This is a genomic window from Enterococcus sp. S53 (assembly GCF_016516865.1).
GTDB classification, from domain to species: Bacteria; Bacillota; Bacilli; order Lactobacillales; family Enterococcaceae; genus Enterococcus_D; species Enterococcus_D innesii.
Map to the genome: position 1 here is coordinate 104,770 of NZ_JACVUH010000002.1, position 20,320 is coordinate 125,089.

A 20,320-nucleotide genomic window follows, 5' to 3' on the forward strand; every position below is an offset into this window, starting at 1 on the left:
TCTCCTATTTCTTAGTGTTTAAAATGACGAACACCAGTAAAGACCATCGCCACACCGTATTTATCTGCCATGTCGATCGACTCTTGATCTTTGATACTGCCACCAGGTTGAATAATCGCTTTGATTCCTTGTTGCGCTGCATATTCAACACTGTCATCCATTGGGAAAAAGGCGTCGCTTGCCAGCACTGAACCAGCCAATTTATTGTTTTCACGGGCTTGTTCCACAGCGATTTTCACTGAACCCACGCGGTTCATTTGACCAGCGCCGATCCCGACGGTTTGCTGTTGATTGGCTAAAACGATGGCATTAGATTTCACGTGTTTCACCGCTTTCCAAGCAAAAGCCAAAGCTGCGATTTCTTCTGTTGTTGGCTTTCTCTTTGTCACCACGGTCCAATCTGCTGGTGTTTCTATTTGATCATCTGGTTCTTGCACCAATAAGCCCCCAAGGACAGAGACAACTTCTGGCTGTTTGGCTGCTCTTTGGAAATCAACAACCAGCAGGCGCAGATTTTTTTTCTTCGTTAAAATTTCTAGTGCTTCTTCTTCAAATGCAGGTGCAATAATGATCTCAAGAAAAATCCGCTGCAGTTGCTCCGCAGTTGCCACATCAACTGGACGATTCAAGACGATGATCCCGCCAAAAATCGACACTGGGTCTGCTTCGTAAGCTTCTTGGAAAGCTTCAGCAATCGTTTCTCCACTTCCAATCCCACATGGATTCATGTGCTTGAGGGCTACCGCAGTTGGCTCTGTAAATTCTTCTGCGATCCGCAAGGCAGCATCAGCATCTTTAATGTTGTTGTAAGACAATTCTTTGCCGTGGATTTGTTTTGCGCTGGCAATCGAATAGGGCACGGGTAGTGCGTCTTGATAGAAGGAAGCTTTCTGATGGCTATTTTCACCATAACGCAATGTTTGTTTCAAAACATAGGTTTTCGTCAAGGTCTCCGTTTCTGTTTCAGCCACCGCTTTGGTCAAGTATTCACCAATCAAGGCATCGTAGGCTGCGGTATGGCGGAAGACTTTGGCAGCTAATTTCTTTCTTGATGCCAACGTCGTATTGCCTTCCTTCAGCTCAGCTAAAACCCAGTCGTAATCCTTGGGATCAACGACAACAGTTACTGAGGCATGGTTTTTCGCCGCAGAACGCAGCATGCTTGGTCCGCCGATGTCGATATTTTCGATTGCGTCGGCTTCTGTGACGTCAGGCTTACTGATCGTTTCTTTAAATGGATAAAGATTGACGACAACGAGGTCGATTGGTAAAATACCGTGCTCAGCCATTGCCTCCATATGAGAAGGCAGATCACGTCGCCCTAACAGACCCCCATGCACCCGCGGATGTAGCGTCTTGACCCTACCGTCCATCATTTCAGGAAATTCTGTGATCGCTTCGATGCCGATCGGTTGAAGCCCTGCTTTCTCTAAGACGGTTTTGGTCCCGCCAGTTGAAATGATCTCAAATCCTAAATTGGTCAATTCTTGGACAAATGGTACCAGTCCTTCTTTGTCAGACACACTGATTAATGCACGTTTATTCACGATTTGATAGCCCCTTTTCCACAATTTCAGCTAAAACAGCTGGATAGATTTGGTGTTCCACTTGATGAATTTTCTCTGTCACACTTGTTAATGTATCGTCGGTGTCGATCCGAACGATTTCTTGGGCAATGATTGGCCCTGTGTCAATGCCAGCATCGACATAATGAACCGTCACCCCCGTCACTTTCACGCCATAAGCGAAGGCATCGGCAATCCCAGACTTACCTGGGAAGCTTGGCAACAAGGAGGGATGGATATTGATGACTCGTCCTTCATAAGCGGATAATAAGGTGTTGCCGATGATCCGCATGTACCCTGCTAAAACAATAAAATCGATGGCATGATCCTGCAATTCTTCGATCAATTTACTTTCAAAAGCTGCTTTTGACGCAAATGCCGCTGGCTCCAAGACAAGCGTTTCATAGTCTCTCGCGCGGGCTTTTTCTATTACTGGCGCTGTAGGTTTATCGGAAAAGACCAACCCGATCTGCGCTCCTTTGATTTTATTTGCTTGGATCGCATCGGCGATCGCGGTAAAATTGCTGCCCGTTCCAGAAGCAAAGACGGCGATCCTCATCGGACTGCCTCTTTGAAGCAAACGGCTTCGTTGTTACGTTTGGTCACTTTCCCGATCCGGTATGCTTGTTCTTCATTGGCGGATAGAAGTGCCATCACTGCCGCAACATTTTCTGGCGCAACGGCTAAGACCATACCGATACCCATATTGAAAATCTCGAACATTTCTTGGTGAGGAATCGCGCCATGAGCAGCGATCAGATCAAATATCGGCAACTGCGGCCAAGTGCCTAAGGCGATTTCTGCCGCCAGACCTTCCGGCAGCATCCGCGGGATATTTTCAACAAAGCCGCCACCAGTGATATGAGAAATTCCAGCGAGCAATCCTTCTGTCAATAAAGGTTTCAATGCATCAACGTAAATTCTCGTTGGCGTCAATAAACTTTCTGCAAGTGTTTGGTTGCCAAGTTCCGCAAACGTTTCTGCTCCTGTATAGCCATGCTGTTCAAAAAAGACTTTTCTGACTAAAGAGTACCCATTGGAGTGAATGCCTGATGAAGGCAAACCAATCAGCTCATCGCCTTCTTTGATGGTTTCTCCAGTGATCAAGCGACTTTTTTCGACGATCCCTACGGCAAAGCCAGCAAGATCATATTCTTCTGGCTGATATATCCCCGGCATTTCAGCGGTTTCCCCACCAATCAGGGCAGCACCCGCTTGCACACAGCCCTCCGCGACACCAGCAATGATTTGTTCGATCTTTGCCGGATCGTTTTTACCAACTGCAACATAGTCAAGGAAGTAGATAGGTTCTGCCCCTTGAGCGACGATATCATTCACGCACATCGCGACGCAATCAATGCCGATCGTTGCGTGCTGTTCTTGTTGGATCGCCAACAAAAGCTTGGTTCCTACACCATCAGTTCCAGAAACAAGTACGGGTTCTTTTAATTGGTACGATGATAAGTCAAAACAGCCACCAAAGCCCCCGATTGCCCCCATCACGCCTAGCCGTTCTGTTCGTTTCACATGCTTTTTGATCCGTTCGACTACTTCATAACCGGCCTCGACATCGACACCGGCTTTTGCATATGCATTTGCCACGTTCGTTCCTCCTCAATCATTCATCCGCTTTTCTTCATTCAGCTCACTCGTCGTTAACGTAAGCAAACCATCAGTCCTTCACTGCTGCGCTTGAAAAACCATTCTTGCCTACTTTTTATTCAGCTAAAGACGCGAGATAGTTTTCTTCATAATCATACAAAGGGGTTGGATAATCGCCATTGAAATAGGCCATACACAAGCCTGAGTAAGGTGCGTCAAAATCTAAACCGATCGCTTCGATCAACCCGTCTTCACTTAAAAAGGCCAAAGAATCTGCTTCGATTTTTTCACAAATCTCAGCTTCCGTATATTTGGCTGCGATCAATTCTTTTCTCGTTTGAATGTCGATCCCGTAAAAACATGGATAGCGCAAAGGCGGCGAACCGATACGCACATGAACTTCTTTCGCACCTGCCTCTTTTAGCAGTTGCACGATACGGCGGCTGGTGGTTCCTCGGACGATCGAATCGTCGACTAGAATCACTCGTTTGCCTTCGACTACGCCACGAACAGCTGAGAGCTTCATCCGCACGCCTTGTTCCCTTAACTCCTGCGTCGGTTGAATAAACGTTCGTGCAATGTATTGATTTTTTACTAAGCCCAATTCATAAGGAATACCTGAAGCTTCGGCATAGCCGCTGGCAGCAGATAAGGATGAATTCGGTACACCAATGACCATATCCGCTTCGATCGGCGCCTCTTGTGCTAAGCGACGGCCCATATTTTTACGGGCACGATGGACATTGACGCCAGCGATGTTGGAATCAGGACGGGCAAAATAAATAAACTCCATCGAGCAAATCGCCGGCTGTACTTCTTGGGTATACTGCTCGATTTGAATGCCTGCATCATCAATGATCACGACTTCGCCCGGTCGGACATCACGAATAAATTCCGCACCGATGACTTCCAACGCACAGGTTTCTGAAGCTACCACATAGGCACCATTGACCATTTTCCCGATTGACAATGGCCGAAAGCCATTGGGGTCTAGTGCTGCGATCATGGCATTTTCGGTCAGTAAAAGGTACGCAAATCCACCTTTAACTTGATTCAATGCCTCCTTGACCCGATCCATAAAAAGCGGTTCTTCACTGCGGCGGATCAAGTGCATGAGAATCTCTGTATCGGAATTCGAGTGGAAAATCGCACCAGCCTTTTCTAAGGATTTCCGTAGACTTTTCGCATTCGTCAAGTTGCCGTTATGAGCTAAGCCAATCTGCTGATCAAAAAATTTGAATAAAAATGGTTGAATATTATCAACGCTACCATTACCAGCAGTTGCGTAGCGAACATGACCAATGGCAGCATCTCCTGTCAGACGCTGGAGGACACGTTCATCCGAAAACACTTCCGCTAGTAACCCTAAATCACGGTGGCCATTGAGTTTCCCGGCATCATTCGTGACGATCCCTGCACCTTCTTGGCCGCGATGTTGCAAACTGTGTAGTCCGAAGTAGGTGACACGAGCGGCATCTGGATGACCCCAAACACCAAAAACCCCACATTCCTCGTTGAGGCTCTTTACTTCATTAAACATGGAATGGCTTCCTCCCATTTCAATTTCGCCTCAGCAAGGGGCATCTCGATCGCATCATCTTGTGCCTGCATGCGAATCTGGCCATCAGCAGTCACTTCGCCGATCGCTGTTGCCGCAGCGCCTACCAGTGCTTCAAAAGCCGCTTGCTTATCAGGTGCGACTGAAAGCACAAAACGGGATTGGGTTTCTGAAAACAATTGTGCTGCTGGCAATGATACGGTCACATTTAGACCAAAGCCCTTGTCAAAGGCGGATTCGGCTAAAGCGATCGCTAAACCACCTTCGGCACAGTCATGGGCACTTTGAACAAGACCTGCTTGGATCGCTGCGGTAACCAAATGTTGGTTCGTTTTTTCTGTTTCAAGATCAAAGGACATTAAACGCCCAGCGATTTTTCCTGTCTGCAGTTTTTGCAATTCAGACCCATTGAAATCAGCATGGGTTTCCCCTAGGACATAGATTACATCCCCTGCTGCTTGGAAATGCTGCGTCGTGATATGCGCCAGCTCTTCAATCAATCCGACCATCCCAATAACAGGCGTTGGATAGACCGATTGTCCGTCTGTTTCGTTGTATAACGAGACGTTTCCAGAAATGACTGGCGTCTCTAACACACGACAAGCTTCTGAGATCCCGTCAGCAGCCGTAGATAACTCCCAGAATCCTTCTGGTTTATCTGGCGAGCCGAAGTTAAGGCAGTCAGTGATCGCCAATGGACGCCCACCGGAAGCGACGATATTTCGAGCTGCTTCTGCAACTGCGATCTGTCCGCCGACTTCTGGATCTAAGTAGAGGTAACGAGCATTACAGTCAGTCGTCATCGCCAAGGCTTTATTGGTTCCCTTGATTCGTAAAACAGCGGCATCACTGCCGGGGCCTACCACGGTATTGGTACGAACTTGCGAATCGTAGGTTTCAAAAATCGAGCGTTTCGAAGCGATCGTCGGCTGCTGCAGTAGATCCGCAAATACAGACGTTGCTGAATGAATCACTGGAACAAAGTCCGGTGTTTCCTTAAACACTTTGATCCGTGCTGGTTCTGCCATCTCTTTGTAGTAAGTCGGTGCATCTTCAGCTAAAGCATCCACTGGTAAATTAGCGACTTCCTGTCCATGATGGAACAAACGATAGTTGCCATCATCCGTCACTTCACCAATCACGACTGCTTCTAGATCGTATTTCTTAAAGAGGGCTTCCACTTCAGCTTCATGCCCTTTTTTGACACAGATCAGCATCCGCTCTTGGGATTCTGACAACATCATTTCATAAGGCGTCATATTGGTTTCTCGCTGTGGGACATCATCTAACGTTAAGCGCAAACCTGATCCAGCTTTTGATGCCATCTCGGCACTAGAAGAAACCAATCCAGCAGCGCCCATATCTTGAATCCCGACTAAAATGTCCGAATGATCCACGATCAATTCCAAACAAGCTTCCAACAAGAGTTTTTCCATAAAAGGATCACCGACTTGTACGGCGGAACGTTGTTGTTCTTCTCCTTCGACAAATTCTCCCGATGCAAAAGTCGCCCCATGTATCCCGTCGCGTCCTGTTTTTGCGCCGACATACATGATGGTGTTCCCAACACCTTTGGCTTGCCCTTTTTGAATATCCTTGTGGGCAATGATCCCTACACACATGGCATTGACTAATGGATTGCCTTCATAACAAGGATCAAATGCCACTTCACCACCGACGGTCGGAATCCCGATACAGTTGCCATAGCCACTGATCCCAGCAACGACTTCTTCCAAAAGATATTTCGTTCTTGGATTGTCTAACTCACCAAATCGTAAGGAGTCTAAAACAGCAATCGGTCTTGCTCCCATACTGAAGATGTCGCGGATGATCCCACCAACACCAGTTGCTGCTCCTTCATAAGGTTCCACCGCAGAAGGATGATTATGGCTTTCCGCTTTGAAAACGACGGCTAGATCATCGCCGATATCCACGATACCCGCACCTTCTCCTGGTCCTTGCAGCACTTGCGACCCTTCTGTCGGGAATTTCCGCAAAACAGGTTTGGAATTTTTGTAAGAACAATGTTCACTCCACATCACTGAAAACAGTCCAGTTTCGGTATAGTTTGGTAAACGCCCCAAAATATCTTCTGAGATCATCCGATATTCTTCTTGGGTCAATCCCCATTGCTCGTATAATTTCGTGTCTTTGATTTCTTGTGGTGTAGGTTCTTTTACGATCATTTTATCCATTTACCGGCACCTTCCCAAAATTTTTCAATAATGAAGCAAAAAACTTCTTGCCATCTTCTGAGCCTAATAAACTTTCCATCGCTCGTTCTGGATGAGGCATCATGCCTAGAACATTGCCTGCTTTGTTGCAGATACCAGCGATATTGTGTAGACTACCGTTGACGTTATCTTCATAACGGAAAACGATTTGATTGTTGGCAACCAATTCCTGATAAGTCGTTTCATCACAATAATAATTGCCCTCACCATGAGCGACAGGAAGCGTAATGACTTGATCCGTTTCATATTCAGAAGTAAAAGCTGTTTGATTATTCACTTGTAGACGGACCGGCTTGCAAATAAAATGCAATGATTCATTTCTTTGTAAAACTCCCGGTAACAAGCCCGCTTCCGTTAAAATTTGGAACCCATTGCAGGTACCAAAGACAGGTTTGCCTTCATTTGCTAAACGAATGACTTCTGACATGATCGCTGAAAAACGAGCGATTGCACCGCATCTCAAATAGTCACCATAGGAAAATCCTCCTGGGAGCAAAACACCGTCAAAACCGGCTAAGCTTTCTGCATCATGGCGCACATATTCTGCTTCTGCACCCATAATATCTTTGATTGCCCACATCAAATCAACATCACAATTTGATCCAGGAAAGACGATCACTGCAAATTTCATAGGGCTGCTTCCTCCATTTGAACCATTTCATAACGGTAGGTTTCCATATTGACGTTTGCTAAAAGTTTGTCACAGATCGCTTCAATCTCCTCTGCTACTGCTGCTTGTGTTTGATTGTTGGCAGGTGTCACTTTGATTTCAAAGTATTTCCCGATGCGAATATCACTGACATCTTGATACCCTAAGCGATGAACAGCTCCTTTAACGGCTTCTCCTTGAGGGTCCAAAACAGATTCCTTATAAGTGACGTAAACTTTGACTAAATACATGTTGAATTCTCCTTTTCTAAACGATTTAAAACTTCTTCATAAACAGGAACGATATCCCCTAAATCACGACGATAGACATCTTTATCAAGATGTTCATTTGTACCCATATCCCATAAGCGGCAAGTATCTGGTGAAATCTCATCAGCCAGGAGCAACTCGCCCTTCTTGGTTTTGCCGATCTCGATTTTAAAATCGATCAATCGAATGTTGATACTTGCAAAGATTTCCAGTAACGCAGCGTTGACTTGTATCGCCAGTTTTTTGATCTGGTCCAGTTCCTCTTTTGTGGCAAGACCCAGATAGAACACATGATCATCATTGATAAACGGATCATCTAAGCGATCCTCTTTGTAGTAAAACTCCACGATCGGCTTTGGCAGTTTGGTTCCTTCTTCGATGCCCAAGCGCTTTGAAAAACTACCAGCAGCCGTATTGCGAACAACGACTTCTAAAGGAATCATGGTGACAGCTCGAATTAATTGTTCGTGTTTAGACACTAATTGAAGAAAGTGACTTGGGACATTTTTATCCGCTAAGCGCTGAAAAAGATGCGCAGTGATCTGATTGTTCAAGGCACCCTTTCCTACAACGGCATCTTTCTTTAAACCGTTCAGCGCAGTTGCTTGGTCCAGATAAAGGACTCTCAACACATCTTCTTCGTTGGTTTTAAACAATTTCTTGGCTTTTCCTTCATAAAGAAGCACTTCTGATTCCATATTCCACCTCAGTTAAGTATTATTTTTCACATAGCGATGACACACATCTTTATTTGCTTATTATTCTAACAACGCTGAAAAAGCGGGTCAACGATTATCTGTACATTTACACATTAATAAACACGAATGTTCGTTTTTTATCCCGTCAAACAAGTTTACCTCTCCCGTTTGACTGGCGAAGGATTTTATAAAGCGTTTACAACAATCTTTTTTCATGCTATATTTAGGTCGTATTGTAGCTACATTCAAGGAGGAGTACTATATGTGGTCGCTAAAGAATCGTGCTGAACTTTTTTTAGCTCATTTATCAGACAAAGAAAAACAACAGCTCCATAACGAATTATTGGCCGTGCAGCAAATCCTTTCCATCAACCAACAAACAAGTTTCTATGTATTCAGTCCCTTCAAAAAAGGGGCACGTCCTCACTATGCGGAAGAACAAAAAAGAGTCTTACAATTTCAAAATGGCCGCAATGACGAATTGATCATTCACCAGATTCATCGTCAAAGCTTATTTAAACATACGTATTCTTTCCGTATTTATTTTAACTTAGAAGAAATGGATTTTTCTTTCTTGGATGATCTTCTGCATCTTTTGAAGGAACAAAGCCTTGCCCCTACCTTTAACTTAAGTCCCGCTGCGAATTAGCTAGTGATCACTAAATAAAAAAAAGATAAAAAAAACAAAAGCCCGAAATTTTACGGGCTTTTTTTGTTATACTGTTTTCAGACAAAAGAAAGGACACGATTATGCTATTTACAAAACAGTCATTTGATGTTTTTGCTTTAGAAACATTAGAAGAAAGAATGGAAAAAATCCGTTCAGAGATCCAGCCGATTTTCCAAACCATCGGCGAGGCAGCGATCCCATTATTTGAAGAAAGTTGTCACGAACCTTTTTATTTGCATATTGCTCAGCATCGGCGTAGAACCGTCTACCCTCCTGCCGAAACGTGGGCGGGGATCGGCCCTAACAAGCGTGGTTATAAAATGGACGCCCACTTTCAAATTGGGATCAATCAAGCGTATGTTTTTGTTTGGCTCAGTGTGATCGATCAACCGAAAAATCAAGCAACGATCGCGGAATCTTGGCTGGCTCAAAAAGAATTATTTGATCAATTGCCAGCAGACTTTACGCTATCTCCTGATCATACCAAATACGATCACTTCCCTATCGCTATGTGGCCAACCTACTTAGAACGATTACAGAAAGTCAAAAAAAGTGAACTTCAGATTGGTAAGATCTTTCCAAAAGAAATGATCGAAGACGTTGAGATGGCGGATATTTTAGCAGTTTATCAAACGCTGTTGCCGCTTTATCACGCCCGTTTGTCGGCACTAAAGGAGGAACAATAATATGTCAGAAAACCGGCGCTCTCGCAACGAAAAACCAGCGAAAAAACCTAAGCGTTTCGTCTGGCTGGCACTCCCTGCCGCCTTATTAGTACTTGGTGGCGGTTATTATGGCTATACAGTCTATCAAAATCGACAAGAAGAAGCAGCAGCAAAAAAAGTCCTCAATTCCTTTATCGATGCTATATCTGATCAGAAGTACAGCGATCTATCTGCTTTACTGACCGAAGAAAGTTTGGAATCAAACGGCTTTACCGCAGACGAAGTCTCAGCAAAATACGAAGCGATTTTCACTGGTATCGGTGCCGAATCATTTAAAGCTTCAGGAATTGAGGTAACGCCCGATGATAAGGATTCCGATCAATTCAATTTCCAATACAACGGTTCCTTAACCACCTCGTTAGGTGAATTAACAGAGCTGTCTTATAGTGGCACGATTACTCTGACTGATGACCAAGCCAAGATCGATTGGTCGCCTCAATTGATTTTTCCGGGAATGGAAGGACAAGACAAAATCAGTATCTCGGTAGATAATGCCACACGTGGAGAAATCCTCGACCGAAATAATGAACCGCTAGCAGAAAATGGCACGCTCTATCAACTAGGCGTCATTCCGGGGCAGCTGGGTACGGGAGACGAAAAAACCGCCAATATCAAAGCAATCGCGGAGCGTTTTGACCTAACAGAAGATGCGATCGATCAAGCATTGGCGCAATCGTGGGTCCAAGATGAGTTGTTCGTTCCCTTAAAGATTATCGAACCAACCGATGAAATGCCAACTGGAACAAGTTTAAAAGAAACGACGGGACGGACTTATCCTCTTGGAGAAGCCGCTGACCAGTTGATTGGTTATCTAGGGAACGTGACTGCAGAAGATATCGAAAAGGATGAAACGCTAGCAAGCAACGGACAAATTGGTCGTAGTGGTCTGGAAGCTGCCTTTGACAAAGAGTTGCGGGGCGAAAATGGCGGAAAAATCGCCATCACAGATGAAGACGGTGCTGAAAAATCGGTTCTTTTAGAAAAAGAACGCGCAGATGGTAAAGATATCCAACTGACCATTGACGCACAAGCCCAAAAGACAGCTTTTGATGCCTTACAAAATCAGGCGGGGTCCACGGTCGTCACAGAACCAAAAACCGGTGATCTGCTGGTGTTAGCCAGCTCACCGAGTTATGATCCCAATAAAATGACCCAAGGGATCTCCCAAGAAGACTACGATGCGTATGAACAAAACGAAGACTTGCCTTTCATCAGCCGCTTTGCTACTGCCTATGCACCAGGTTCGACCTTTAAGACCATCACGGCAGCGATTGGCTTAGAAAATGGTACGATCGACCCTACCCAAAGTATTGCGATCGATGGATTGAAGTGGCAAAAAGACAGCTCGTGGGGGGACTACTTTGTCACCAGAGTCAGCGACGTAGCTTCTGTCAATCTAAAAGATGCACTGGTTTACTCTGATAACATCTATATGGCACAACAAACCTTAGCTATGGGTGAAGATGCTTTTCGTAACGGTTTGTCGAAATTGATTTTTGGTGAAACGTTGGATTTACCGATTGCGATGAATCCTGCTCAAATTTCCAATGAAGACTCCTTCAACTCAGAGATTTTACTGGCAGATACCGGCTATGGACAAGGAGAACTGTTACTGAATCCCATTCAGCAAGCTGCTGCTTATTCGGTCTTTGCCAATCAAGGAAAACTGGTTTATCCTCGTTTATTGAAAGAGACAGAACAAAAGGACAAAGAAGTCTTTAAAGCAGAGACGATTGAGCAAATCAATCAAGATTTGACGGCGGTTGTCTCAGATGTCAACGGAACGGCACACTCTTTGGCAGCGCTGAACATTCCACTAGCTGCCAAAACAGGAACTGCTGAAATCAAAGAAAAGCAAGATGAAAAAGGCCAAGAAAACAGCTTCTTATTCGCCTTCGATTCGCAAGATCAAGGATTTCTAATGGTTTCCATGTTAGAAGATCGCCAGGATAACCAATCAGCAACTGGTTTAGCCCCTGATCTATTGACCTACTTAGCTGAACATTATTAAAAAAGCCGCAACCTTAAGACGGATGTCTCAAGGTTGCAGCTTTTTTTATTCGGCTAAACCGACACGTTCAAAAATCGTGTCAACTTGTTTTAAATGATGGTTGTAATCAAAGGCATCGTCCAAATCGGCTTTGGTCAAAATATCCGTGATCGCTGGATCAGCTTCTAACAATGGACGGAAATCCGTTTGCTCATCCCAAGCTTGCGCTGTTTTTGGCTGAACCAAGTCATAGGCTTGCTCTCTTGTCATTCCGTGATCGATCAATTTCAACATCACTCGTTGGCTGTAGATCAATCCAAAGGTCGCATTCATATTGCGCTTCATATTCTCTGGGAAAACGGTCAGATTTTTGACGATATTACCAAAGCGATTCAGCATGTAATCGATCAAAATCGTCGTATCCGGAATAATGATCCGTTCTGCCGATGAATGTGAGATATCCCGTTCATGCCAAAGGGAGACATTTTCATAAGCCGTCACCATATGACCGCGAACGACTCTTGCAAGTCCTGCCATATTTTCAGAACCGATTGGATTACGCTTATGGGGCATAGCAGAAGAACCTTTTTGTCCTTTGGCGAAGAATTCTTCGACTTCCCGCGTTTCTGATTTTTGTAGTCCACGGATCTCGGTGGCAAATTTCTCAATGCTGGTTGCGATCAATGCCATTGCTGAGAAATATTCTGCATGTAGGTCACGAGGCAATACTTGCGTGGAAATATCTTGCGCACGAATCCCTAGTTTTTCACAGACATACTCTTCGACAAACGGAGGGATATTTGCAAAGGTTCCAACGGCACCACTGATCTTGCCCGCTTCGACCCCTTTTGCAGCCCGCTCAAAACGTTCGACATTGCGTTTCATTTCTGAATACCACAAGGCTAATTTCAAGCCGAAGGTCGTTGGTTCCGCATGAACGCCATGGGTACGTCCCATCATCACGGTATGCTTGTATTCTTTGGCTTTCTCACCAATGATCGTCACGAAACGGTTCAAATCTTCCCGAATCAAATCGTTGGCTTGTTTCATCAAGTAGCCATACGCCGTATCAACAACATCCGTCGACGTCAAGCCGTAGTGGACCCATTTACTTTCATCACCCAAAGATTCAGAGACTGCTCGGGTAAAAGCAACCACATCATGTCGCGTTTGCGCTTCGATCTCTAAGATACGGTCGATATCAAAGGATGCTTTTTCACGAATCAATGCAACATCCTCTTTCGGTATCTCTCCTAATTCCGCCCAAGCTTCGTCAGCTAAAATCTCGACTTCTAGCCACGCTTGGTAGCGATTTTGATCGGTCCAAATAGCACCCATTTCTGGTCTTGTATAACGCTCTAACATGTTTTTATCTCCTTTAATCCCAAATATTGGTTTGATAGATTTCTTCAGTGGTTTCTGCAATGTCTTCCGTCAAAATAGTGATATGTCCCATTTTGCGACCGGTTTTTGCTTCTTCTTTGCCATAGTAATGAAATTGCCAAGAAGGTTTTGTGGCAATCAACTCATAGGTTTCTGTCAATTCATCGCCTAAGACATTGACCATGACTGCAGGTGAAAGCAAAGAAACTTCCGGCAACGGCCAGCCACAGATGCCGCGGATATGAGCGTCAAACTGACTCATGGAGCAAGCTTCGATCGAATAGTGACCCGAATTATGCGGACGTGGCGCCAATTCATTGACATACAAGCCGCCGCTTTTGGTCAGGAACATCTCGATGGCTAAAACGCCTTGCAGATCCAATGCCTTCGCAATAATATGAGCGATCCGTTTGGCTTCTTCCGCGACTTCTGGATCAATGTGCGCAGGAGCGATCGTTTGATGCAAAATATTGTTGCGATGGATGTTTTCTACCACTGGGAAAGTGGTAAAAGTTTCTCCATTACCAGCAACTAAAATCGACAATTCTTTTTCAAAAGGAATCCATGCTTCTAATTCGCAAGTTCCTTCGCGAAGCAAATTCATGGAAGGCGCCAAATCAGCCGTACTGTAAAGCACGTGCTGTCCTTTTCCGTCATAGCCGCCTCTGGTGGTTTTTAATACACAAGGGTAACCAATGCTGTCGATGGCATCTTGGATGTCTGTCGGGCTGATGATGGTGGCATAAGGTGCAATCACGATATTGTTTGCCTCTAAAAAGGACTTCTCTAATAAACGATCTTGGGTGATTGCTAACAGATCGGTGCCTTGAGGGATATGGGAATAAGGCAAAATAGAGTTCAATGCTTCAACGCTGACATTTTCGAATTCATAGGTGATTACATCGGCACGTCGAGCCATTTCTTCTAAAGCAAACACATCATCATAAGCAGCAACAATATGCCAATCAGCGACTTGGGCTGTTGGACAATTGGCAGTAGGGTCTAAAACGCCAACCCGAAAGCCCATTTCTTTGGCACTCATTGCCATCATACGACCTAGCTGTCCTCCGCCAACGATTCCAATCGTTGCGTTGGGCATTAAAGGTTTAATCAAGTTGATCACTACTTTCCAATACGATTTCTTTTAATGTATTTCTTCGTGCGTCTAATTTCTCCGCTATCTCTAAATCATACATGGAAAGCATCTGGGCTGCAAGTAGTCCTGCGTTAGTTGCGCCAGCTTTTCCGATCGCCGTTGTTGCTACTGGTACACCACCTGGCATTTGCACGATCGATAAAAGGGAATCCAAACCGTTTAATGCGCGGGATTGCACGGGAACACCAATGACCGGCAATGTTGTTTTAGCTGCCACCATTCCCGGCAAATGGGCTGCTCCCCCTGCTCCTGCAACAATGACTTTGATTCCTTCTGCACGGGCTGTTTCTGCAAATTCGAACATCAAATCTGGTGTACGATGTGCCGAAACGACTTTTTTCTGATAAGGTATCGCTAACTCATCTAAAATCAAGCAGCACTCCTTCATTGTTTCCCAATCTGATTGGCTCCCCATAATCACTGCAACTGCTGGTTTCATTCGATTTTCCCTCCAACGATTTTTTACTAGTTTCTTCTGAATAAACCTCAGAAGTATTTTTACGAAAATCCTTTTGTTAGCAACCTTTTGTCGCTGCGTCTGAGATATCCCGAAGCCACACGGCTCTGCTAACAATCACTTTCACCTCTAAATAGTAACGAGTAGCCCGTGCATTGTCAAAATATTTTCGAACTATCAACGAAATTTACTTCCCATTGTTCGTTTTTTTCTCAATGATCCGTATTCATCAAGTCAGATAACCGATAATAAGAAAAATAAAGGAACAATGCAAAAAATCCAGACGAATCCTCGTCTGGATCAAATCAACTTACTGTTGCAAGCTCAATTCCGTCACTTCGTCTGTTTCTTTCGGCAATCCATTGAAGAACAGATTCAAAACAATGGCAGTCAAACTACTCATGACGATCCCATTGCCTGTAAACATTTGAACAGTTTCAGGCATTTGACTGAATAAGGTGGGCATCATATTGAACCCTAAACCAAAACCGATCGATACTGCAATCACTAACAAGTTCTTGTCATTCATAAAATCAACTTTGCTCAGCATTCGCATCCCTTGGACAGCGACCATGCCAAACATCACTAACATACCGCCCCCCAGTACTGCTTCTGGAATAATTTGCGCAATGGCACCGACTTTTGGAAATAACCCTAATACGATCAAAAAGATAGCTGAAAAGAAAATCGGGCGTCGCGTCTTAATACCTGAAAGTTGAACCAACCCTACGTTTTGTGAAAACCCAGTATAAGGAAACGTATTGAAAATCCCACCAAGAATCACTGCCAAGCCTTCCGCACGATAGCCGCGCTTTAAGTCATTGCCTGTGATCGGTCTCTCAGTGATGTCTCCCAATGCAAAATAAACGCCGGTTGATTCTACCAAGCTAACGATAGAAATAATGATCATCAAGACGATCGACCACAGATCAAAGGTTGGTAAACCGAAATAAAAAGGCTGAGGCAAATGAAAGACAGGCGCATGGGCAATGGCAGAAAGATCCACCAATCCTAAGAGCGCTGCTAGAATAGTCCCACCGATCAAACCGATCAAAACGGCAATCGAGCGAATAAAGCCTTTGCCAAACACCTGCACGCCAATGATCAAGGCAATCGTCACAAAACCTAACAATAAATTCGTGGGATCACCAAAGTTAGCAGCTGCGGCATCCCCTCCACCGATTTTAGTGATGGCAACTGGAATCAAGGTCAAGCCAATGACAGTAATCACCGTTCCCGTCACCAATGGGGGAAACAAGACTTTGATTTTCGAAAAAATGCCAGCGATCAGAACAATGAAAATCCCAGCGGCAATGATCGCTCCGTAAATCGCACTGATCCCCGATTTAGTACCGATCAAAATCAATGGGGAGACAGCTTGGATGGCACAGCCTAAAACGACTGGTAGGCCGATCCCGAAAAAGCGGGTAACGACTAGTTGCAAAAGCGTAGCGATTCCGCACATGAAAATATCGATCGAGATCAAATACGTCATTTGTGCTTCATTGAAGCCCAGACCTGTTCCAATCAACAAAGGAACGGCAACAGCTCCTGCATACATCGCTAGCAAATGCTGCAAGCCTAAAACTGCTGAACGGCTATTCGTTTCTTTCATTAGGCATCTCCTTCTAAAAAGCTGACTTGTCCCTCAGACAATGAGGCGATCCGTGCTAGTGAAACAACAGGAATCCCCATTTCTTCAAGTAATTGTCGACCACTTTGGAATGATTTTTCAATCACGATACCGATACCGACGACGTTGGCTCCTGCTTGTTGACACAGTTCGATCAACCCTTTTGCTGCTTGTCCGTTTGCTAAAAAATCATCAATAATCAAGACCGTATCATCTGAAGATAAGAATTTCTTTGAAATCGACACTTGGCTGGTCACTTGCTTGGTAAAGGAATAGACAGATGCAGTCAGTAGCTCTTCATCCATCGTCAGACTCTTTGCTTTACGGGCAAAGATCATTGGTACTTGTAACTGTTCTGCAGTATAGAGTGCTGGTGCGATCCCTGAAGCTTCGATGGTCACTACTTTTGTGATGCCACTTCCTTGAAACCGTTGCGCAAAGACTGTACCGATTTCTTTCATCAACTCATAATCCACTTGGTGGGTCAAAAATTGGTCCACTTTAAGAACCCCTTCGCCCAGCACATTTCCGTGTGTTTTGATACGCTCAACTAATTTTTCCATCCTAGCTCTCCTCGTTCCTTTCTATTCCATCCTGAAAAAAAAGACACTCTTTTTGCCAAAGCAAAAAAAGTGTCTAACAGGCACAATTTTTACTTATAGTCCGATATTTACGGTATCGGGTAGAGACTGTCGACCATATTTCGACGATATACAAGTAATTTTTAAATGATAGATTCGATTATGCCTGTCTTTGATTAAAAACACAAGCATGGAATGCCCTTTATAAATAAAAATATTCTCATTTGTGGATCATTTCCTACTCTGGCTTCTCCATATCGCGATAGTGCTCCATCTTTTTACTGAAAAGCTCCCCATTGGACGGCGGCGTGTAGGTGATGGCATTAGCGCCTGCTTCAATCGTTTCTAAGATGCTTTCATCGGTTGGTCCACCGGTTGCGATGATCGGCAGCTTCGGATATTTTTTACGGAAAAAAGCCACGGTATCTGCTGTGTCCTTGCCAGCACTGATATTGATGACTTTCACACCAGCTTCAAGCTTGGCATCAATTTCGGTATACTTACTCGTTACGGTACTGATAACGGGAATATCTACAACTTTACAGACTTGCTCCACAGTTTTCAGTGGCGTCGGTCCGTTTAAAACGACCCCGATCGATCCTTGGGCTTCAGCAAACATGCTCATATAAGACGAGCGAAATCCTTGGGTCAAGCCGCCACCGACACCAGAAAACACTGGAATATCTGCTGCTTCGATGATTGCTTTCGTAATTGCTGGGTGTGGTGTAAAGGGATAGACCGCAATCACAGCATCCGCATTTGTATTACGGATGATCGCAATATCCGTAGTGAAAATAATGGAGCGGATTTGTTTGCCAAATATTTGAATACCGCTAGCCTCTCGAATAACTTTAGGCACTTTCACGATATCTTTGCGTAAATCAGTGGTGATTTTTGGCATATATTTTTCTTCCATAAGCAGCCAACTCTCTTTTCTTATTGATCAAATCGATTCAATTGGTAGGTTTCAATGACTTGAATGATTTTGCTGGCATAATCTGGATCCGTTGCATACCCTGCATCTTGTAATGCTTGTGCGGCACTGCGGTAGTCGTTTGCTGTCAAGACATTTACATAAAGTGCAGGATTCCAATCCACACCATTTACAAACAACATCGTATGATCATCCATTGATTCTTCCCAAGTATCATAGACACGAAAATCTCCTTGAATCGTGACCCATTCTCCATTATAAAACTCTTGGGTATCTAATGTCACCTTTTTTGAATGGCCAAACGACTTGATGCCAAATAAATTATTGTATTCACTGGCTAGAGAACTTTGACCCCAATCTGATTCAAGGATTGCCTGTCCAATAATGATACTTGGTAAAATCCCGTAGCCCTTTTGCAGTTCTTGTGCGTAAGGAGCGATGCGATCAATAAATTCTTCATGGGAGATGGCTTCCGTGTTTGTTTCTTCCTCTTTTGGAAGGGGGTCTGCCAAACTATTCAAGGAAAAAATAAAGGCAATCCCAATTAAGAATAGCCCTAGAAAAACTAGCGGGAAGCGGGTCTTCTGTTTTTTTCGTCTTGCACTCATTTTTTCACTTCCTTTGTCTGACTAAACGCATTCTTGGCGAATAAATTGCCTCCATTCATCAACAACTCATCTTGTGGACGATCACTACTTTTCTGGCTTTTAGCAAGAGAATCCTCATAGATCCAGTTTTCTTCCAAAGGATTTTCCAATTCATAGTATGACAGTTCTGCTTCTTTTTTAGCGATGTGTTCTTTTGCTTCTTCGAGAAACTCTTCAAAGGTCAACGCATGTTCCTCAATGTATGTCGCCACTTCGACTCCTACATATCTTAGATGCCATGGCTCATAATCGATTTGGGTTATATCATGTTTTCCTTTCGGATAACGGATGATAAACCCATACTCCCTTGCATGAGCTTGTAACCATTTTCCCCCATCAGTATCACCGAACCCCTCATTGAGCAGTTCGCCTGTATGATTTTGATACCAGTCCTGATCGACAACATCAACAGCAAGCCCAGTATGGTGTTCGCTATACCCCGGTTCAGTAAAGGTCAGTTTCGTGATACGAATTGCTTCTTCTTTTGTATGACCTTGACTCATTAGGGTGTTGACATTGGCATTGAATATCTCCTCTTGATACGCTACTGAACGGTAGGCAGAGACCATCGCCAAAGGATGTCCTGCAGATTTTGCAGCGTCTGCCAGCTTTTCATATGCTGATACGATGCGTTGATCGACGAGATAGCCATTCGACAACTTCCCCAAATCTTTTTGGGCAATTTCCTTTTCGATTTTATTGCTTGGTCCTACCAAAACCAATGACCAATCATCCAATGAAACGGTTGGGAAATTCTCTTCGTTCACTTCATCACTAACAGCTGCCTGCTCTTGGGCATCTTCTGCGCTTCCCATAGAAGCTTGACTGCTGGATTCTGTTGTTGCGCTCGTCACCGTTTGATCGATAGAACGAGCGATGTTTCCATTCTTAGTTGGGGTGACTGCGGTCACCCGGTTCACTTGAATGGTTAAAAGAACCAAGAACAAGAAGCCCGCCGCCGCAGCCATTCCATAATACTTTTTCAAAAAACCCCTACCTTTAATTATAAGTTTCTTCCAAATTCTCTTTGACCCACTCTAACAGTTCGATTTTTTCATTGCGAATTTGCTGTTGAACAATAGCCGGCAAACGGAAGTTTAATATATCATCATAACCCCATTCATCATACGTAATACTGACTCTCAAATCAAGGTATTGGGCTGTTTCTTCAGATTCTGTTAACAATTCGACTTTCGCTAAATCACTAGCTAACCACGTTCTGGCGATTTGCGTCTTCATTTTTTTGAACTCGACGACCGCTTGATTGCGTTTTTCTGGATAAATCACAGTCTGTCGAATGATTTTTTGGATCAGCATCCATTCATAATCCGAAAACAAGAGCTTCACTTTCTGATTTTCAGCAGGTGACAGACTCATTGCGCCGTTTTTCCATGCTTCCCACTGTTCCTCAGTAATACCTAAATGCGTTTCATAAAACTGTTTTTCTGATGTGTATTGCTCAATGATCGTATTTAAAATAATGGCAATTGATACATTATGCATATGTTATCCCTCCTCTTCTATATTTTACTGAAAGTCTGTCATAATGGAAACTTTTTGCGATTGTTT

At 44.2% G+C, this 20,320-nt stretch carries 20 protein-coding genes and 1 riboswitch; of the genes, 3 read left to right on the forward strand and 17 right to left on the reverse strand.

The window, feature by feature from the left end:
* Positions 1-11: 11 nt before the first annotated feature.
* The 8 genes from purH to purC form a co-directional block, all read right to left on the reverse strand.
* Positions 12-1,547 carry a bifunctional phosphoribosylaminoimidazolecarboxamide formyltransferase/IMP cyclohydrolase gene (gene purH, locus IAE45_RS03450; RefSeq protein WP_200125001.1) on the reverse strand — a complete coding sequence of 512 codons (1,536 nt, stop codon included), beginning with the start codon at positions 1,545-1,547 and terminating at the stop codon, positions 12-14.
* Positions 1,540-2,124 (reverse strand): phosphoribosylglycinamide formyltransferase, encoded by a 585-nt coding sequence (gene purN / locus IAE45_RS03455; protein WP_081118542.1) that lies wholly within the window; start codon positions 2,122-2,124, stop codon positions 1,540-1,542. The genes purH and purN overlap by 8 nt, the downstream gene beginning before the upstream one ends.
* Positions 2,121-3,167: a phosphoribosylformylglycinamidine cyclo-ligase gene (purM, locus tag IAE45_RS03460; RefSeq protein WP_081118541.1), complete on the reverse strand. Its 1,047-nt coding sequence runs from the start codon at positions 3,165-3,167 to the stop codon at positions 2,121-2,123. The genes purN and purM overlap by 4 nt, the downstream gene beginning before the upstream one ends.
* Before the next feature lie 115 nt (positions 3,168-3,282).
* A complete protein-coding gene (purF, locus tag IAE45_RS03465; RefSeq protein ID WP_010749590.1) occupies positions 3,283-4,707 on the reverse strand; it encodes an amidophosphoribosyltransferase in 1,425 nt (474 codons plus the stop codon).
* Positions 4,692-6,920 (reverse strand): phosphoribosylformylglycinamidine synthase subunit PurL, encoded by a 2,229-nt coding sequence (purL, locus tag IAE45_RS03470; RefSeq protein WP_170920135.1) that lies wholly within the window; start codon positions 6,918-6,920, stop codon positions 4,692-4,694. Before purL ends, purF begins: the two co-directional genes overlap by 16 nt.
* On the reverse strand, positions 6,913-7,590 hold the full coding sequence (gene purQ / locus IAE45_RS03475) for a phosphoribosylformylglycinamidine synthase subunit PurQ (protein ID WP_016620871.1): 678 nt from the start codon (positions 7,588-7,590) through the stop codon (positions 6,913-6,915). Before purQ ends, purL begins: the two co-directional genes overlap by 8 nt.
* Entirely contained in the window at positions 7,587-7,859 is a 273-nt protein-coding gene (purS, locus tag IAE45_RS03480; protein WP_081118540.1) for a phosphoribosylformylglycinamidine synthase subunit PurS, read from the reverse strand. Before purS ends, purQ begins: the two co-directional genes overlap by 4 nt.
* On the reverse strand, positions 7,850-8,575 hold the full coding sequence (gene purC / locus IAE45_RS03485; RefSeq protein WP_081118539.1) for a phosphoribosylaminoimidazolesuccinocarboxamide synthase: 726 nt from the start codon (positions 8,573-8,575) through the stop codon (positions 7,850-7,852). The genes purS and purC overlap by 10 nt, the downstream gene beginning before the upstream one ends.
* Before the next feature lie 214 nt (positions 8,576-8,789).
* On the opposite strand from purC, the gene IAE45_RS03490 reads away from it, so the two are divergent.
* The 3 genes from IAE45_RS03490 (at position 8,790) to pbp4 (ending at position 11,981) form a co-directional block, all read left to right on the forward strand.
* Positions 8,790-9,224 (forward strand): hypothetical protein, encoded by a 435-nt coding sequence (locus IAE45_RS03490; protein WP_081118538.1) that lies wholly within the window; start codon positions 8,790-8,792, stop codon positions 9,222-9,224.
* Positions 9,225-9,325: 101 nt separating this feature from the next.
* Complete coding sequence (locus IAE45_RS03495) at positions 9,326-9,931, forward strand: DUF1054 domain-containing protein (RefSeq protein ID WP_081118537.1); 606 nt, start codon at positions 9,326-9,328, stop codon at positions 9,929-9,931.
* 1 nt (position 9,932) lies between these two features.
* On the forward strand, positions 9,933-11,981 hold the full coding sequence (pbp4, locus tag IAE45_RS03500; RefSeq protein ID WP_200125003.1) for a penicillin-binding protein PBP4(5): 2,049 nt from the start codon (positions 9,933-9,935) through the stop codon (positions 11,979-11,981).
* A gap of 45 nt (positions 11,982-12,026) precedes the next feature.
* Here pbp4 and purB read toward each other — a convergent pair whose 3' ends face one another.
* The 9 genes from purB to IAE45_RS03545 all read right to left on the reverse strand — a co-directional run bounded on the left by purB (position 12,027) and on the right by IAE45_RS03545 (position 20,254).
* Positions 12,027-13,325 carry an adenylosuccinate lyase gene (purB, locus tag IAE45_RS03505; RefSeq protein WP_200125005.1) on the reverse strand — a complete coding sequence of 433 codons (1,299 nt, stop codon included), beginning with the start codon at positions 13,323-13,325 and terminating at the stop codon, positions 12,027-12,029.
* Between the two features lie 13 nt (positions 13,326-13,338).
* The gene (purK, locus tag IAE45_RS03510; protein ID WP_170920134.1) at positions 13,339-14,457 is read right to left on the reverse strand and encodes a 5-(carboxyamino)imidazole ribonucleotide synthase; all 1,119 of its coding nucleotides are present in this window, start codon (positions 14,455-14,457) and stop codon (positions 13,339-13,341) included.
* Positions 14,450-14,938 (reverse strand): 5-(carboxyamino)imidazole ribonucleotide mutase, encoded by a 489-nt coding sequence (gene purE / locus IAE45_RS03515; protein WP_081118533.1) that lies wholly within the window; start codon positions 14,936-14,938, stop codon positions 14,450-14,452. The genes purK and purE overlap by 8 nt, the downstream gene beginning before the upstream one ends.
* A gap of 328 nt (positions 14,939-15,266) precedes the next feature.
* On the reverse strand, positions 15,267-16,571 hold the full coding sequence (locus tag IAE45_RS03520) for a nucleobase:cation symporter-2 family protein (protein ID WP_081118532.1): 1,305 nt from the start codon (positions 16,569-16,571) through the stop codon (positions 15,267-15,269).
* Positions 16,571-17,152 carry a xanthine phosphoribosyltransferase gene (locus IAE45_RS03525; protein ID WP_081118531.1) on the reverse strand — a complete coding sequence of 194 codons (582 nt, stop codon included), beginning with the start codon at positions 17,150-17,152 and terminating at the stop codon, positions 16,571-16,573. Before IAE45_RS03525 ends, IAE45_RS03520 begins: the two co-directional genes overlap by 1 nt.
* A 76-nt stretch (positions 17,153-17,228) precedes the next feature.
* Positions 17,229-17,326: riboswitch (purine riboswitch) on the reverse strand.
* A gap of 82 nt (positions 17,327-17,408) precedes the next feature.
* A complete protein-coding gene (locus IAE45_RS03530; RefSeq protein ID WP_010749577.1) occupies positions 17,409-18,086 on the reverse strand; it encodes a hypothetical protein in 678 nt (225 codons plus the stop codon).
* Between the two features lie 20 nt (positions 18,087-18,106).
* Positions 18,107-18,712 (reverse strand): glycoside hydrolase family 73 protein, encoded by a 606-nt coding sequence (locus IAE45_RS03535; RefSeq protein ID WP_005229997.1) that lies wholly within the window; start codon positions 18,710-18,712, stop codon positions 18,107-18,109.
* A complete protein-coding gene (locus tag IAE45_RS03540) occupies positions 18,709-19,719 on the reverse strand; it encodes a M15 family metallopeptidase (RefSeq protein WP_081118552.1) in 1,011 nt (336 codons plus the stop codon). The genes IAE45_RS03535 and IAE45_RS03540 overlap by 4 nt, the downstream gene beginning before the upstream one ends.
* Before the next feature lie 31 nt (positions 19,720-19,750).
* Positions 19,751-20,254 (reverse strand): hypothetical protein, encoded by a 504-nt coding sequence (locus IAE45_RS03545; RefSeq protein ID WP_081118530.1) that lies wholly within the window; start codon positions 20,252-20,254, stop codon positions 19,751-19,753.
* Positions 20,255-20,320: the final 66 nt, after the last annotated feature.

What these genes read in the sequence shown, in the direction of transcription:
- purN (WP_081118542.1), bottom strand. Translation starts at nt 2,124, where the DNA reads ATGAGGATCGCCGTCTTTGCTTCTGGAACGGGCAGCAATTTTACCGCG.
- purF (WP_010749590.1), bottom strand. Translation starts at nt 4,707, where the DNA reads ATGTTTAATGAAGTAAAGAGCCTCAACGAGGAATGTGGGGTTTTTGGT.
- purL (WP_170920135.1), bottom strand. Translation starts at nt 6,920, where the DNA reads ATGGATAAAATGATCGTAAAAGAACCTACACCACAAGAAATCAAAGAC.
- purQ (WP_016620871.1), bottom strand. Translation starts at nt 7,590, where the DNA reads ATGAAATTTGCAGTGATCGTCTTTCCTGGATCAAATTGTGATGTTGAT.
- purS (WP_081118540.1), bottom strand. Translation starts at nt 7,859, where the DNA reads ATGTATTTAGTCAAAGTTTACGTCACTTATAAGGAATCTGTTTTGGAC.
- purC (WP_081118539.1), bottom strand. Translation starts at nt 8,575, where the DNA reads ATGGAATCAGAAGTGCTTCTTTATGAAGGAAAAGCCAAGAAATTGTTT.
- IAE45_RS03490 (WP_081118538.1), top strand. Translation starts at nt 8,790, where the DNA reads ATGCTATATTTAGGTCGTATTGTAGCTACATTCAAGGAGGAGTACTAT.
- IAE45_RS03495 (WP_081118537.1), top strand. Translation starts at nt 9,326, where the DNA reads ATGCTATTTACAAAACAGTCATTTGATGTTTTTGCTTTAGAAACATTA.
- pbp4 (WP_200125003.1), top strand. Translation starts at nt 9,933, where the DNA reads ATGTCAGAAAACCGGCGCTCTCGCAACGAAAAACCAGCGAAAAAACCT.
- purB (WP_200125005.1), bottom strand. Translation starts at nt 13,325, where the DNA reads ATGTTAGAGCGTTATACAAGACCAGAAATGGGTGCTATTTGGACCGAT.
- purE (WP_081118533.1), bottom strand. Translation starts at nt 14,938, where the DNA reads ATGAAACCAGCAGTTGCAGTGATTATGGGGAGCCAATCAGATTGGGAA.
- IAE45_RS03520 (WP_081118532.1), bottom strand. Translation starts at nt 16,571, where the DNA reads ATGAAAGAAACGAATAGCCGTTCAGCAGTTTTAGGCTTGCAGCATTTG.
- IAE45_RS03525 (WP_081118531.1), bottom strand. Translation starts at nt 17,152, where the DNA reads ATGGAAAAATTAGTTGAGCGTATCAAAACACACGGAAATGTGCTGGGC.
- IAE45_RS03530 (WP_010749577.1), bottom strand. Translation starts at nt 18,086, where the DNA reads ATGGAAGAAAAATATATGCCAAAAATCACCACTGATTTACGCAAAGAT.
- IAE45_RS03535 (WP_005229997.1), bottom strand. Translation starts at nt 18,712, where the DNA reads ATGAGTGCAAGACGAAAAAAACAGAAGACCCGCTTCCCGCTAGTTTTT.
- IAE45_RS03540 (WP_081118552.1), bottom strand. Translation starts at nt 19,719, where the DNA reads ATGGCTGCGGCGGCGGGCTTCTTGTTCTTGGTTCTTTTAACCATTCAA.
- IAE45_RS03545 (WP_081118530.1), bottom strand. Translation starts at nt 20,254, where the DNA reads ATGCATAATGTATCAATTGCCATTATTTTAAATACGATCATTGAGCAA.